Origin of the sequence: Corallococcus sp. AS-1-12 (assembly GCF_020036995.1) — a bacterium.
Classification (GTDB): domain Bacteria; phylum Myxococcota; class Myxococcia; order Myxococcales; family Myxococcaceae; genus Corallococcus.
This window is the reverse complement of sequence record NZ_JAIQDD010000019.1, coordinates 154,519-169,031: the sequence shown is the minus strand read 5'-3', so window position 1 is coordinate 169,031 and position 14,513 is coordinate 154,519. Positions and strand designations below refer to the sequence as shown.

Below are 14,513 nucleotides of genomic sequence, written 5' to 3'. Positions count from 1 at the left end.
ATGGTACTCCGCGGGAAACCGCGTGGGAGAGTAGGTCGCTGCCGGATTCTTTTTGAAAGCCCCTGGTGCCGCAAGGCCCCGGGGGCTTTGTCTTTGCGGGCTAGTGATCTGGGCCGCCGCACCTAGCTTGAGCGCTGAGACGCGCTCGCCGGAGGCGATGTTGGGGCCGCGCCGGAAGGCGGGTGGGTCGGATTTAGGGCGAAGGGACGCCAAGTTCTCGGATTCCTTGGGGAATCGCGTTATCGTGGATGTTTGACCGCCGTTCCCACTGGATCTAGAGTCATTGCTCCCCCCGGTCTGCGCACCGCCTGCCGCGGTCCGTACTCGCCGGCGCCGGGCAGCCCCGCGAGATGAAGAAGCCGACCTTCTTTGGGAAGTACCTGCTCCTCGAGCGCGTCAACGTCGGCGGTATGGCCGAGGTCTTCATCGCGAAGGCTTTTGGCGTCGAAGGCTTCGAGCGCATCCTGGCCATCAAGAAGATCCTTCCGACGATGGCGGAGGATGACGAGTTCATCACGATGTTCATCGACGAGGCGCGGATCAGCGTTCAGCTGAACCACGCCAACATCGTGCACATCCACGAGCTCGGGAAGCACGAGGACACGTACTTCATCGCCATGGAGTACGTGGCGGGCCGTGACGTCCGCACGCTCCTGGAGCGCTACCGCCGCCGCAAGGAGATCATGCCCACCGCCCAGGCGGTGTTCATCGTCTCCAAGATGTGCGAGGGCCTGGACTACGCGCACCGCAAGAAGGACGCGCGCGGCCAGGATCTGCACATCATCCACCGCGACGTCTCTCCGCAGAACATCCTCGTCTCGTACGAAGGCGAGGTGAAGATCATCGACTTTGGCATCGCCAAGGCCGCCAACCGTTCGCAGAAGACGCAGGCCGGCATCCTCAAGGGGAAGTTCGGCTACATGAGCCCGGAGCAGGTCCGGGGCATGCCCATCGACCGGCGCAGCGACATCTTCGCCGTGGGCGTGCTGCTCTACGAAATGCTCACGGGCGAGAAGCTCTTCGTGGGCGAGTCCGACTTCTCCACGCTGGAGAAGGTGCGCAACGCGGACATCCCGCTGCCGCGCGAGTTCAACCCGAACATCTCCGCGGGGCTGGAGAAGGTCGTCCTCAAGGCGCTCGCGCGCGAGCCCGAGGACCGCTACCAGTGGGCTTCGGACCTCCAGGAGGACCTGATGCGCTTCCTCCTCGCGGGGGACGCCATCTACTCGTCGAAGCACCTGTCCGGCTTCATGAAGGAGGCCTTCGCCGAGGACATGCTCCGGGAAGCGGAGAAGATGGAGCGCTATGCCTCCGTCGAGCGCCCGGACCAGATTGAACACTCGGGTGTGACGCTGCCTCCTCCGGTGGCCGCGCCTCCGCGTGCCACCGCGCAGAAGAGGTCGCCGCCTCCGTCCGCCACGGGTTCTCCCGTGGGCCGCGCCTCCACGGCGCCCGCGCAGCCCGCGCCTGGCTACATCCCGCCGCCCAGCGCTGAAGAGCTGGCGGAGATGGATGGCGCCGCGGACAAGACGCAGATCGTCGACTCCACGCACACGTTCCGCGCCCCGGAGACGCGGATCGCGGACAGCAGCGTCGTCGTGGACGACAGCATCACCGGCCGCTCGGAGAACCCCATCGACCGGGCCGGGCATCACACGAGCGCCTCTCCCTACGCTCAGGACGAAGGACGAGGCGGCAAGGGCAAGAGCGGCCCCAAGTCCCAAGTCATCATCGGGGACGAGGGCGGTGAGGCCTACGCGGGCGCGACCATGATCGGTCCGGCTCCGACGGCGCCGCCTTCGCGCTCGCGCGGTGGCTCGGCGGCCCCGGTGCTGGACCCCGAGGAAGAGGAGACCACGGGCAACATCACCGTCCCGGTGGGCTCCCGCCACAACGGGCTGCGCGCCCAGGCGGCCGAAGAGGACCCGGACGGTGCCTACGACGACCAGGGCGACGAGTACGAGGGCGACGGCCAGGACGACTACGGCGACGATGGGCAGGACTCCGAGGAGCCGCCCTACGACGACGAGGCCGATGGTCCGGCGACCATCCCCCAGAAGGCTTCCAAGATGGCGAAGCCGGCCCCGGCCGCCAAGGTCGAGAAGGCCAAGGCGGCCGCCGGTCCGAAGAAGCCCCTGCCCAAGCCCGCCATCATCGGCATGGCCGTGGGCGCGGCGCTGCTCCTCCTCGTCGCGGTGGTCTTCGTGGTCCGTGGCTCGTCCACGGGCTCCGTGAACTTCGTCGCGCCCGTGGGCGCCACCGTCCTCGTGGACGGCGAGGCCGTGAACGCCAACCAGGTCATCGAGCTGTCCGCGGGCATCCACAACGTGACCGCCTCGGCTCCGGGCTTCCAGCCCGTGACGCAGCAGATTGAGGTCACCGCGGGGCAGGCGGCGGCCCCCATCCTCCTCAGCCTGAAGGCGGATGCGCCGCCTCCGAAGCCGCCGGAACCCAAGCCTCCGGAGCCCCAGCAGCCGCCGCAGGTGGTGGACAACACGCCTCCGCCCACGACGCCGGAGCCGCCCCCGGAGAAGCCCGCCGAGCCTCCCGCGGCGAAGACGTTCACTGCCCTGTTCGAAGGACAGGAGGGCGCGGAGATCTCCGTCGACGGCAAGTCCCTGGGCAAGCTGCCTGGCGCGAAGCTCGGCGACCTGGAGATCGGCAAGACGTACACGTTCACGGCGAAGCGCGCGGGCTACAAGCCGTTCTCCGGCGACTTCACGTCCAAGGGCGACACCGAGGTGCGTGTCGCCGTGGACATGGTGGAGGAAGCGCCGCCGCCCGAGCCGAAGCCGAAGCCCCCGCCGCCCGAGCCGAAGCCGAAGCCTCCGCCCGTGGTGGCGACCCCGAAGCCTCCTCCGGAACCCAAGCCGAAACCCGCCGCCGCGGCGCTGGGCAAGTTCGCCTGCAGCACTTCGCCGGCGGGCGCTCAGATCTGGGTGGACGGAAAGAACACCGGACGTGTGAGCCCTGTGCCGTTGGGCAATCCGCTGCAACTGCCGGTAGGCAAGCGGAAGGTCGTCTTCAAGCTCAACGGCAAGTCGACCAAGCCCCAGGTGGTGGTCATCGACACGGAGAACGTGGCGAAGCTCATCAACGTCAAGGTGGAGTGAACGGACGCACTGCGCCATGGGGCATCTTGTTCCCCTGGCGATTGTTGAGCAGGGATGTCGGGGGGCAGGCTATGACGCCTCGCCCACGACGCTCCTTACGTTGAGGTGATGTGTTCATGAGCATGACGTCCACTCGAGGCAAGCCCGACGCTGGCCCCGCGCAGCAGCCGTTCACCTATCCCCTTCGCAAGGAGTTCGTGGAGCCCGACTGGCGGCGCATCCCGGGCTACAAGGACGTCACCGCGGCGGAGTGGGAGAGCTCGGTGTGGCAGCGCAAGCACACCGTGAAGAACCTGCGCGAGCTGCGGGCGACGCTCGGGGCGCTGCTGCCGGACGACCTGGCCGCGAGCATGGAGTTGGACCAGAAGGAGCGGGCGACGATGTCCATCCTCGTCCCGCCCCAGATGCTCAACACCATGGACCTGGACGACCTGTGGAACGACCCGGTCCGCAAGTACATGCTGCCGGCGCTCGCCGACCGCCGCACGGACTGGCCCAACCACCCGCGCGCCAGCCGGGACAGCCTCCACGAGGCGGACATGTGGGTCGTCGAGGGCCTGACGCACCGCTATCCGACGAAGGTGCTGGCGGAGATGCTGCCCACGTGCCCGCAGTACTGCGGCCACTGCACGCGCATGGACCTGGTGGGCAACGACGTCCCGCAGGTGTCCAAGCACAAGTTCGCGACGGGGCAGAAGGAGCGCTACGAGCAGATGCTGGACTACCTGCGCCGCACGCCGACCGTGCGCGACGTGGTGGTGTCCGGCGGCGACATCGCGAACCTGCCCATCCAGGCGCTGGAGCCGTTCGTCAGCGCGCTGATGGACATCCCGAACATCCGCGACATCCGCCTGGCGTCCAAGGGGCTCATGGCGCTGCCGCAGCACTTCCTCCAGGACAGCGTGCTGGCGGGCCTGGACCGGCTGGCGAAGAAGGCCGTGGAGCGCGGCGTGGACCTGGCGCTGCACACGCACGTGAACCACGCGCAGCAGCTCACGCCGCTCGTGGGCAAGGCGGTGCGCAAGCTGCTCGACATGGGCTTCCGCGACGTGCGCAACCAGGGCGTGCTCTTGCGCGGCGTGAACGACAGCCCCAAGGCGCTGCTGGACCTGTGCTTCACGCTGCTCGACCACGCGAAGATCCTGCCGTACTACTTCTACATGTGCGACATGATCCCCAACAGCGAGCACTGGCGGCTGTCGGTGGCGCAGGCACAGAAGCTCCAGCACGACATCATGGGCTACATGCCGGGCTTCGCCACGCCGCGCATCGTCTGCGACGTGCCGTTCGTGGGGAAGCGGTGGATCCACCAGGTGGCGGAGTACGACCGCGAGCGCGGCATCTCCTACTGGACCAAGAACTACCGCACGAGCGTGGAAGCGAACGACGCCGACGCACTTGAGCGGAAGTACGAGTATTTCGATCCCATCGACACGCTGCCGGAGTCCGGCCAGGCGTGGTGGCGGGATCAGCCCAAGGCGGCGTGATGGACTCCTCCGTGGGCGCGACAGCGCCCCTGTCGTCCCCCCGTCCCTCGCTCAGTGCCGAGGGGCGGGCCCGGTTGTTCCCCTCCGCGACCGACGCGGAGTGGACGGACTGGCGCTGGCAGCAGCGGCACTCGGTGCGCAACCTGGAGCAGTTGGAGCGCTACGTGCGCCTGACCCCGGAGGAGCGCGCCGGGGTGCAGGAGACGTCCTCGCTGTTCCGGATGGGCATCAGCCCGTACTACCTGTCCCTCATCGACCCGGAGCACCCGCTGTGTCCGGTGCGCATGCAGTCCATTCCGGTGCGCGCGGAGGCCCGGGTGCGGCCCGGGGAGCTGGAGGATCCGCTCGGCGAGGACAAGACGCGCCCGGAGGAGTGCATCGTCCACAAGTATCCGGACCGGGTGCTGTTCCTGGCCCTGGATACGTGCTCGGTCTACTGCCGCCACTGCACGCGGCGGCGCATCACCAAGGGCGGTGAGGCGGAGCTCACCAAGGACCAGATGCGCCGGGGCATCGACTACGTGCGCAGCCACCCCGAGGTGCGCGACGTGCTCATCTCCGGGGGAGACCCGTTCCTCCTGAGCGAGGAGCGGCTGGAGTCGCTGCTCGCGCCGCTGAGCGAGATTCCGCACGTGGAGATGGTCCGCATCGGGACGCGGGTGCCGGTGGTGCTGCCCATGCGCGTCACGGACTCGCTGGCGCGCCTGCTGCGCCGCTACGCGCCCGTCTACGTCATCACGCACTTCAACCACCCCAAGGAAGTGACGCCGGAGGCGCGCGAGGCGTGCGAGCGGCTGGTGGACCATGGCGTGCCGGTGGAGAACCAGGCGGTGCTGATGCGGCAGCTCAACTCGGATGCGCGCATCATCAAGGAGCTGTCGCACGTGCTCCTGCGCAGCCGCGTGCGCCCGTACTACCTGCACCAGATGGACGTCGCGGAGGGCTGCGAGCACCTGCGCACGCCCATCGCCAAGGGGCTGGAGATCCTCCAGCAGCTTCGCGGGCACACCAGCGGGCTCGCGGTGCCGCACCTCGCGGTGGACCTGCCGGGTGGGGGAGGGAAGGTCACCCTCCAGCCCGACTACGTCATCGAGCGGGGCGAGCGGGAGACCCTGTTCCGCAACTACAAGGGCCAGACCTACGCATACCCGGAGCCGGAGGAGACCGACTGCTCCTGCCCGTACGACGAGGTGTGGCAGGCGCGGTCGCGGGAGCTGGGCTCCCGAGGCCGCTGAGGGCTCCTCGGGGCTACCTGCGGCGCTTGGACGACTTCCGGCTGATGGACTTGGTGGGCGTGCCGGCGGTGTCGCCAATCTCCACGGCTGGCGCACCCGCTGTGCTGTCCAGGCTGCCGTCGACGTCGACGGAGGGCTCCGCGCCGTCCGCGGACTCCAGCTCCACCGGGTCCGCGTCGCTGAAGCCCTGCTGGATGTGGACCTCGCCGTCGCCCTTGCGCTTCTTCGCCTCGGCTTCCTTCTCGGCCTTGGCCTTGTCGTCGAGCCGCTTGGCCTCGTTGGCGACGCGCTGGTTGTCCTCGGGCGTCATCCGGGCGGTGAAGGTGGCGAACTCCTTCGCGGAGACGCCGTGCTTCTCCATGACCTTGGCGGACTCCTTCTGCTGGTCGCGGATGGCCTGGCCGCGCTCGGCGTTGCTCATCTCCGACGGCTTGCGGTTGCCGTAGTCCTCGTTGACCTTCGCCTGGGCCGCGGCCTCATCGCGCTGGATGGCCGCCACCTTCTCCGGCGTCAGGCCTTCCTCCTCCGCGAGGGCAGGGGTCGCCAGCAGGAGCGACGAGGCAGCGAGCATCAACGAGAGGCGGGTGGTCATGGGGAGGCTCCTCAATCCGGGCCATCATAGGCATGGAGTCAGAGTCAGCGCATGGCCGCTTCTTCAGGGCGCCTGACACCGCGTGCAGCCGTCGTTCGCGCCCGCGCACTGCTCACGAGCCCTGGCGCAGCGCGGCGGGAGGTCGTCCCGGTCCGCGTGCTGCTCCACGAGGCCGCAGAGCTGCTCCGCCGTGGCGCACGTCCGCGCGGAGACGTCGCACTGCTCGGCGCAGGTGAGGTCGTCCCCCTGTTCGCGGGCGCGGAGCTCGTCGAGGCGGGCCTCGATGCCGTCGATGGCCGCGTCGTCGTCCCCGGCCACCCGGGTGTCCACATGCTTCGCGCAGCCCGCCAGCGCGATTCCTGCCGTGAGGAGGGCCAGCCATGACCGGGTCGCTCGCATGGCCCTACCCATACGCGCCTGCTCGAGGCCGCGTCCAGTCAGCGGCGCTCGGGGGAGGGCATGCGGCGCTCGGGGCGGGGCTCCGGCTCAGGGGGGCGGCTCCAGTAGAGCCACGCCGTCAGGGCCAGGAGCGCGGCCACGGCCAGCCTCCGCAGCCATTCCTCCCGCGCCCGTCCGGGCGAGTCCGCGTCGGCCTGGGCGGCCCTGTCCAACGCGGCCTCGACCTCGGGGCCCAGCGCGTGCAGCCGCCGGCACAACCACGCCACCGGCGCGAGCGGCACCGGCACGGGCGCGGTGTCCTTCTCCACGGCCATGGCCAGCATCCGCTCCCAGGCGGTGGCCTCCTCCGGGCTCTCCGGGGGCCTCGAGGGCTGGCCCAACTGGCGGGCCAGGGCCACCGCTGAACGGAGCAGCAGCGCCGAGAACGCGTCGCTTGAAATCCCGTACCAGGCCGCGCACTCCGCCTGGGGCCGGCGCTCCACGAGCCGGCGGACCAAGACGGCGGCCGCGCGGGGCTCCAGCGCGCGGAGGGCGTCGGAGAGGGCCTCGGGGGACAGGCGGGCGACGTCGGGGACGGAGGCGGTCACGGGGCTCCATTCTGCGGCATCCGCCCGGGGATTTCGTGGGCTCCTACCAGGGACATGTCCTGGCTTCCGGCCGATTTCTTGAGGCGGATCGCCCCGCCCCTAGACTGTTGGACCATGTTGCAACGTGTGGCACTGCTGCTGCTCCTGCTCGCGTCGTCGCGGGCGTTCGCCGTGGAGACGATGCGCATTGCCATGGACGACCCTGGCGACGAGGTCCGCGTGAGCGGCCGGGGCCTGGGCTTCGGCCCCGACGCGGAGGACGGCACCTATGTCGCCGTCACGTCGGGGCAGGCCACCGTGCGCCGCCGCAACGGCAAGCTGGAGGTCAACGGGGCTCCCGTCCTTGAGGACTCCATCCGCTTCCGGGGCGGCCTGGAGGCCACCGACGCGGGGGGCCCCGGCAACGAGCCCCTGAAGGCGGGCAGCGCGCAGGTGCGCGGCGACGTCGTGGTGCGCCTCTTCAAGAACAGCCTCCAGCTCATCAACGTCATCCCCCTGGAGGACTACCTGGCGGCGGTGCTCGGCAGCGAGATGCCCGTGTCCTTCCCGCTGGAGGCCCTCAAGGCCCAGGCCGTGGCCGCGCGGACGTACGCGCTGCAGAAGAAGCTGGACGCGTATGGCGCCGCCTTCCACATGGGCAGCAGCGTGCTCCACCAGGTGTACGGTGGCGTGAACCGCGAGGACGCCAAGACGCGCGCCGCCGTGGAGGCCACCCGGGGCGAGGTGCTCACGTACGACCTGGCCCCCATCGAGGCGTACTTCCATGCCTCCTGCGGCGGGCGCACCGAGTCCGGCCAGGACGCGCTCCAGCGGAACCTGCCGTACCTGCAGCCCGTCGACTGCCCCTGCGGGAAGCTGCCCGCCAGCCGCTGGTCCGCGACCCTCTCCGAGGGGGAGCTGCGCGGCGCGCTGAAGTCCGCGCCGGGCGGCATGCGCGTCACCGGCCGCACGCCCACGCACCGGGTGACCCGCGTGACGCTGCCGGATGGCACCTCGGTGGACGGCGTGACGTTCCGCCGCAAGCTGGGCTACACGCGCCTCAAGAGCCTGGACTTCGACGTGGAAGCGTCCGGCAAGAACTACGTGTTCACCGGACGTGGCTTCGGCCACGGGGCGGGGCTGTGCCAGTGGGGCGCCAAGGCCCTCGCCGACCAGGGCAAGACGTACCGGGAAATCCTTTCCCACTACTACCCGGGCGCCGAGTTCCAACAGCTCTACTGACGCCCTCGCCGGTTCCGTGAGGGCGCGGGGGCTGCTACAAGCGCCAACCCCGTGTCGTCCCTCCTCTCCGACTACGATTTCGAGCTCCCCGAGGCGCAGATCGCCCAGGCCCCGCTGCCCGACCGGGACGCGTCGCGCCTGATGGTCGTCAGCCACGCCACCGGCGCCTGGAGCCACCAGCACTTCACCGACCTGCCGGACCTGCTGCGCGAAGGGGACCTGCTCGTCCTCAACGACGCGCGCGTCATCCCCGCGCGCCTGCTGGGCCAGAAGAGCGGCACCGGCGGCCGGGTGGAGCTGCTGGTCGTCCGCCCCGCCGCCGCGGCCACGCTCACCTCCGCGGCGCTTGGCGGCGCGCCCGAGTCGCTGGAGTGGGTCTGCCTGGGGCAGGCGTCCAAGGGGCTCAAGCCCGGCCAGTCCGTCACCTTCGCCGGGGGCCTGTCCGCCGAAGTCCTGGAGGCCCTGGGGGGAGGGGAGTACCGGGTGCGCTTCCATGCCGCGCCGGGCACGTCGCTCGCCAGCCTCCTGGACGCGGCGGGGCGGCTGCCCCTGCCTCCGTACATCACCCGCGAGCCCGAGGCCGCGGACGCCGAGCGCTACCAGACCGTGTACGCCCGCGCGTCCGGCGCCGTGGCCGCGCCCACCGCCGGCCTGCACTTCACGCAGGAGGTCTTCGCGAAGCTCGCGGCGAAGGGCGTCCAGCGCGCGGAGGTGACGCTCGACGTGGGGCCCGGCACCTTCCTGCCCGTGCGCGAGGAGGTGCTGGACAAGCACCACATGCACCCGGAGCGCTTCACCGTGCCCCAGGCCACCGCTGACGCCGTGAACGCCGCGAAAGCGGACGGCCGCCGCGTGGTCGCCGTGGGCACCACCGTGGTGCGCACGCTGGAGTCCGCCACCGACCCGGACACGGGCCGGCTGCGCAGCGGGCCGGGCGAGACGGCGATGTTCATCCGGCCCGGCTATGTCTTCCGCCAGGTGGACGTGCTCCTCACGAACTTCCACCTGCCGCGCTCCACGCTGGTGATGCTGGTGAGCGCGCTCCTGGGCCGTGAGCGCACGCTCGCCGCGTACCAGGAGGCCGTGCGCGCGGGCTACCGGTTCTTCAGTTACGGCGATGCCATGTTGGTGAAGGAGTGAGTGCCGTGGTCGACGAGCAGGGCAGGGAAAAGGGCGAGAAGGGCGATACCCGCGTGCCCCCGGGGCTGGTGCGCTTCGAGCTGTTGCACGAGGACCAGAGCGGCACGAAGGCGCGCCGCGGCCGGCTCAACACGCCGCACGGCCCCATCGAGACGCCCATCTTCATGCCCGTGGGCACCGTGGGCAGCGTCAAGGGCGTGGGCCCGGACGACCTGAAGACCCTGGATGCGCAGATCATCCTGGGCAACACCTACCACCTGATGCTCCGCCCCACGGACGCGCTCGTCGGGGAGATGGGCGGCCTGCACCGCTTCATCTCCTGGGACCGGCCCATGCTCACGGACAGCGGCGGCTTCCAGGTGTTCAGCCTGTCGGAGAAGCGCAAGATCACCGAGGAGGGCGCCGCGTTCCAGTCGCACCTGGACGGCTCGCGGCACTTCCTGTCGCCGGAGCGCTCCATTGAAATCCAGGAGACGCTGGGCGCGGACGTCATCATGGCATTCGACGAGTGCCCTCCGTCCACCGAGGACCGCGCCTACCTGGAGAAGTCCCTGGCGCGCACCACGCGCTGGCTGCACCGGTGCGTGAAGGCGTGGGGCCGCGAGCGCTCGTCGCTCTTCGGCATCGTGCAGGGCGGTCTGCACGACGACCTGCGCAAGCGCCACGCGGAGGAGGTGTGCGCGGTGGACCTGCCCGGCTACGCGCTGGGCGGCTACTCCGTGGGCGAGGCGCCCGAGGCGATGCACGCGGGCGTGGCCTACTCCGCGCCGCTGCTGCCCCGGGACAAGCCGCGCTACCTGATGGGCGTGGGCACGCCGCTGGACCTGGTGACGTGCGTGGAGCACGGCGTGGACATGTTCGACTGCGTGCTGCCCACGCGGTGTGCCCGCAACGGCCTGCTCTTCACCTCGGAGGGCAAGCTGGTCATCCGCAACGCGGCCTACGCCAAGGACCCCCGCCCGGTGGACCCGGCGTGCTCGTGCTATACCTGCCGCACGTTCAGCCGGTCCTACCTGCGGCACCTGTTCGCCGCGGGAGAAATCCTGGCGATGCGGCTCAACACGCTGCACAACCTCCACTACTTCCTGGACCTGATGGCCCAGGTGCGCCGGGCCATCGCGGAGGACCGCTTCGCCGCGTTCGCCCGGGACTTCCGGGCCAGGGCCCAGGCGCAGGAGGCCGAGCGCAAAAGCGGTCGGTGAGCGGGCAAAGGGTTTGCCGTGCTTCCGGCGTTCACTTGCTCACATGGGGCGCCCTTGCTAAGAGGCCACCCTTTCGGATGTTTTGCCCCCACCCGTACGCCGGGTCGGGGCCACGTTTCCGAATCCTTCCTTCCAAACGACGAGGCAGTGCGTGGCTGACAGTTTCCTGATTCTCGCGCAGGCCGGGGCCGGCGGTTCCCCCCTGGGGACCTTCGGCTTCCTCGCCGTGCTGGTGGCCATCATGTACTTCGTGATGATCCGCCCCCAGCAGAAGCAGCTCAAGGAGCACCGCAACCTGCTCGCGGGGCTCAAGAAGGGCGATGACGTCGTGACGTCCGGCGGCATCCTCGGGCGCATCCACCAGGTGGACGACTCCACCGTGACGCTGGAGATCGCCAGCGGGGTGCGCGTGCGCGTGCTCAAGACGGCTGTCAGTGCGAAGGGCACCGTTCCGGCGGCGGGCGCCCCGGCGGCCGCCCCCGCTGAGAAGAAGGAGGAGAAGTAATGGACCGCGGCTGGTGGTGGAAGTTCGGGATGATCGTCGCGGTGACGCTGGGGACGATCTGGTTCCTCGTGCCGACGTACTACTCGCTGGTGGTCCTGGACCGCAGCGAGCGCAACAACATCGCCGTGCTGGAGCAGCGGCTGCCCAAGTGGGCGCCCCCCGCGAAGTACCGCCTCAACCTGGGGCTGGACCTGCAGGGCGGCATCCACATGGTGATGCGGGTGGACACCAAGACGGCCCTGCAGAAGCGCACCGAGCGCCGCGGGCAGCAGATCGCCACCTACGTCAACGACAAGAAGCTGGGTGAGGTGACGGCGGACACGGATCCGGAGCGGCTGCAGTTGGTGCTGACCGCGAAGGACCCGGGCACCATGGACGCCATCCAGAAGGAGGTGCTCGCCACCTTCACCGACTTCACCGTGGAGTCCCGCAACGGCGGCACGCTGGTGCTCAAGCCGGACGAGGGCCAGGTGAACCGCTTCCGCGACGAGGCCGTGGACCAGGCGATGCTCGTCATCCGCCGCCGCATCGACAAGTGGGGCGTGGCGGAAGTGGACGTGCGCAAGCTGGGCACGGACTCCATCCAGATTTCGCTGCCCGGCCGCAGCAACCCGGAGCAGGCCAAGGAGCTGGTGGGCACCACCGCGCAGTTGGAGTTCCGGATGGTGGACGACACCAACCCGCAGGTGTTCGCGCAGATGTACCAGCAGCACCCGCCCCCGCCGGAGAGCAAGATCACCCTGGTGGAGGACGAGGGCTTCCCGCAGTTGTCCTCGCCCAACCGCGAGGCGCTGCTCGCGTACGCGAAGGACAAGACGCCGGAGGGCCGCGACGTCGTCACCGAGTGCGTGGCGAACCCGGTGAAGAAGAACGACTGCATCGCGTACCGCAGCTACCTGCTGGACAAGAACGTTCCGCTCACGGGTGAGAGCCTGGCGGGCGCGGACGCGTCCGTCAGCCAGATGAACGAGCCGGAGGTGAACATCGCCTTCGACCCGGCCGGCTCGCGCGAGTTCGAGAAGCTGACCGAGGCCGCCGTGGGCCGCCGGATGGCCATCGTGCTGGACGACAACGTGCACACCGCGCCGCGCATCAACGAGAAGATCGGCGGCGGCCGCGCGCGCATCACCATGGGCCGCGCCAGCGGGCGCAGCTTCGAGGAGTGGCTGGGCGAGGCGCAGACGCTGGCGCTGGTGCTCAAGGCGGGCGCGCTGCCCGCGCCGGTGACGGTGGGCGAGATCCGTCAGGTGGGCGCGACGCTGGGCGACGAGCTCATCAAGAAGGGCAGCCTGGCGGCGCTGGTGGGCCTGGCGCTCGTGGTCGTCTTCATGGCGGTGTACTACCGCAAGTCCGGCCTCATCGCGGACGTGGCGCTGCTGCTCAACGGCCTGCTCATCCTGGCGGGCCTGGCGTTCTTCAACGCCACGCTGACGCTGCCGGGCATCGCGGGCTTCGTGCTCACGCTGGGCATCGCGGTGGACGCGAACGTGCTCATCAACGAGCGCATCCGCGAGGAGCTGTCGCACGGCAAGTCCGCGCGCGCGGCGGTGGACCAGGGCTACGACCGCGCGTTCTGGACCATCTTCGACGCGCACGTGACGACGCTGCTGGCGGGCTTCATCCTGTTCTTCACGGGGACGGGCCCCATCCGCGGCTTCGCCACCACGCTCATCGTGGGCCTGCTGGCGTCGCTGTTCACGTCCATCGTGGTGACGCGCGTCATCACGACCTACTTCGTCCACGGCCGCAACGCGCAGTCGGTGTCCGTCTAACGGGCCTCAGAGCGCCTTCGGGAAATCCGCCATGCAGATTCTCAAGCACAAGACGCACATCGACTTCATTGGAAAGCGCAAGCCGGCGCTCTTCATCTCCACGATCATCAACCTGGCCATCATCGTCGGCATCGCCGCGGTGGGGTTCAACTTCGGCGTGGACTTCGCCGGCGGCACGGTGGTGGAGCTGAAGTACAACACGCCCACCACGGCGGCGCAGGTCCGCGAGAAGGCCCAGGCCGGCGGTCTGCACGACGTCAGCGTCCAGGGCATCGGCTCGGCGGACGAGAACTCCTTCCTCCTGCGCATGGGCGGCGTCACGCAGCTCACGGAGGAGAACGCCGAGCGCGCGAAGACGGCCATCCAGGGCCTGGGTGAGGTGCGCAACGTCTACGCCGACATGGCCAACGGCATCGTGAACTTCCGCTCCGCGCAGCCCCTGGCCGCGGAGGCGGTGAAGAAGGCCGTGCAGGACGGCGCGGGCATTGGCGTGCAGGAGGTGCGTGACCTGGGCGCGAACCAGGGCGGCACCGGCTACGACTACCAGGTCGTGGCGAGCGGCATGGCGGACAAGGTGTACTCGGCACTGAGCGCGGGCCTGGACAAGCCCGACTTCGAGCAGCGCCGCGTGGACTACGTGGGTCCGCAGGTGGGCAAGCAGTTGCGCAACCGCGGCATCATGGCGCTGCTGTACTCCATGATCGCCATCCTCATCTACGTGGCGTTCCGCTTCGACTTCAAGTTCGGTCCGGGCGCGCTGATCTCCATGGTGCACGACGTCATCATGGTGGCGGGCTACTACCTGGTGAGCCGGCGTGAGTTCAACCTGACGTCCATCGCCGCGCTGCTCACGGTGGTGGGCTACTCGGTGAACGACACCATCGTCATCTACGACCGCATCCGTGAGGACATGGCCAAGTACAAGGGCAAGCCGCTGCCGGAGATCATCAACATCGCCGTCAACGACACCCTGGGCCGCACCATCCTCACCTCCGGCGTGACGGCGCTGTCGCTCGTCGGTCTGCTCATCTTCGGCGTGGGCGAGATCTTCGACTTCGCCATGGCGATGCTGGTGGGCATCCTCGTGGGCACGTACTCGTCCGTGTACATCGCCAGCCCGCTGGTCATCTGGCTGGACGAGCGCGCGCACGCCCGCGAGGGTCACGGCGGCGGCGCCAAGCAGGAGCCGAAGACGGCCTGAGCTGTTGGCCGGTCTTGAAGCAACGAGGGCCCTCCTCCCCACGTGGGAGCGAGGGCCTT

General features: G+C 69.5%; 12 protein-coding genes. 9 read left to right on the top strand and 3 right to left on the bottom strand.

Annotation, left to right across the window (positions count from 1 at the left end; genetic code table 11):
* The first annotated feature begins 350 nt into the window (after positions 1–350).
* The 3 genes from K8556_RS26410 (at position 351) to K8556_RS26400 (ending at position 5,835) form a co-directional block, all read left to right on the top strand.
* Entirely contained in the window at positions 351–3,113 is a 2,763-nt protein-coding gene (locus K8556_RS26410; RefSeq protein ID WP_223742863.1) for a serine/threonine-protein kinase, read from the top strand.
* Positions 3,114–3,229: 116 nt separating this feature from the next.
* Positions 3,230–4,600, top strand: coding sequence for a KamA family radical SAM protein (locus K8556_RS26405; RefSeq protein ID WP_223742862.1), 1,371 nt, complete (start codon positions 3,230–3,232; stop codon positions 4,598–4,600).
* Positions 4,600–5,835, top strand: a complete 1,236-nt coding sequence (locus K8556_RS26400) for a KamA family radical SAM protein (RefSeq protein ID WP_223742861.1) — start codon at positions 4,600–4,602, stop codon at positions 5,833–5,835. The genes K8556_RS26405 and K8556_RS26400 overlap by 1 nt, the downstream gene beginning before the upstream one ends.
* Positions 5,836–5,848: 13 nt before the next feature.
* Here K8556_RS26400 and K8556_RS26395 read toward each other — a convergent pair whose 3' ends face one another.
* From K8556_RS26395 to K8556_RS26385, 3 genes are all read right to left on the bottom strand, one after another.
* Positions 5,849–6,427 (bottom strand): hypothetical protein, encoded by a 579-nt coding sequence (locus K8556_RS26395; RefSeq protein ID WP_223742860.1) that lies wholly within the window; start codon positions 6,425–6,427, stop codon positions 5,849–5,851.
* Positions 6,428–6,490: 63 nt separating this feature from the next.
* Positions 6,491–6,826 carry a hypothetical protein gene (locus tag K8556_RS26390; RefSeq protein WP_223742859.1) on the bottom strand — a complete coding sequence of 112 codons (336 nt, stop codon included), beginning with the start codon at positions 6,824–6,826 and terminating at the stop codon, positions 6,491–6,493.
* A gap of 38 nt (positions 6,827–6,864) precedes the next feature.
* On the bottom strand, positions 6,865–7,413 hold the full coding sequence (locus K8556_RS26385) for a hypothetical protein (RefSeq protein WP_223742858.1): 549 nt from the start codon (positions 7,411–7,413) through the stop codon (positions 6,865–6,867).
* Between the two features lie 114 nt (positions 7,414–7,527).
* Here K8556_RS26385 and K8556_RS26380 point away from each other — a divergent pair, with 114 nt between their 5' ends.
* The 6 genes from K8556_RS26380 (at position 7,528) to secF (ending at position 14,454) form a co-directional block, all read left to right on the top strand.
* Positions 7,528–8,634 carry a SpoIID/LytB domain-containing protein gene (locus K8556_RS26380; protein WP_223742857.1) on the top strand — a complete coding sequence of 369 codons (1,107 nt, stop codon included), beginning with the start codon at positions 7,528–7,530 and terminating at the stop codon, positions 8,632–8,634.
* Between the two features lie 51 nt (positions 8,635–8,685).
* Positions 8,686–9,774 carry a tRNA preQ1(34) S-adenosylmethionine ribosyltransferase-isomerase QueA gene (gene queA, locus K8556_RS26375; RefSeq protein WP_223742856.1) on the top strand — a complete coding sequence of 363 codons (1,089 nt, stop codon included), beginning with the start codon at positions 8,686–8,688 and terminating at the stop codon, positions 9,772–9,774.
* A 5-nt stretch (positions 9,775–9,779) separates the two neighbouring features.
* A complete protein-coding gene (tgt, locus tag K8556_RS26370) occupies positions 9,780–10,976 on the top strand; it encodes a tRNA guanosine(34) transglycosylase Tgt (RefSeq protein ID WP_223742855.1) in 1,197 nt (398 codons plus the stop codon).
* Positions 10,977–11,127: 151 nt separating this feature from the next.
* Entirely contained in the window at positions 11,128–11,481 is a 354-nt protein-coding gene (gene yajC / locus K8556_RS26365) for a preprotein translocase subunit YajC (protein WP_223742854.1), read from the top strand.
* Entirely contained in the window at positions 11,481–13,253 is a 1,773-nt protein-coding gene (gene secD, locus K8556_RS26360; protein WP_223742853.1) for a protein translocase subunit SecD, read from the top strand. The genes yajC and secD overlap by 1 nt, the downstream gene beginning before the upstream one ends.
* A 31-nt stretch (positions 13,254–13,284) precedes the next feature.
* The gene (secF, locus tag K8556_RS26355) at positions 13,285–14,454 is read left to right on the top strand and encodes a protein translocase subunit SecF (protein WP_223742852.1); all 1,170 of its coding nucleotides are present in this window, start codon (positions 13,285–13,287) and stop codon (positions 14,452–14,454) included.
* The last annotated feature ends 59 nt before the right edge of the window (positions 14,455–14,513 follow it).

Bases quoted from the DNA above. Each gene is read 5' to 3' on its own strand.
- K8556_RS26410 (WP_223742863.1), top strand. From the start codon at position 351: ATGAAGAAGCCGACCTTCTTTGGGAAGTACCTGCTCCTCGAGCGCGTC.
- K8556_RS26405 (WP_223742862.1), top strand. From the start codon at position 3,230: ATGAGCATGACGTCCACTCGAGGCAAGCCCGACGCTGGCCCCGCGCAG.
- K8556_RS26400 (WP_223742861.1), top strand. From the start codon at position 4,600: ATGGACTCCTCCGTGGGCGCGACAGCGCCCCTGTCGTCCCCCCGTCCC.
- K8556_RS26395 (WP_223742860.1), bottom strand. From the start codon at position 6,427: ATGACCACCCGCCTCTCGTTGATGCTCGCTGCCTCGTCGCTCCTGCTG.
- K8556_RS26390 (WP_223742859.1), bottom strand. From the start codon at position 6,826: ATGCGAGCGACCCGGTCATGGCTGGCCCTCCTCACGGCAGGAATCGCG.
- K8556_RS26380 (WP_223742857.1), top strand. From the start codon at position 7,528: ATGTTGCAACGTGTGGCACTGCTGCTGCTCCTGCTCGCGTCGTCGCGG.
- secD (WP_223742853.1), top strand. From the start codon at position 11,481: ATGGACCGCGGCTGGTGGTGGAAGTTCGGGATGATCGTCGCGGTGACG.
- secF (WP_223742852.1), top strand. From the start codon at position 13,285: ATGCAGATTCTCAAGCACAAGACGCACATCGACTTCATTGGAAAGCGC.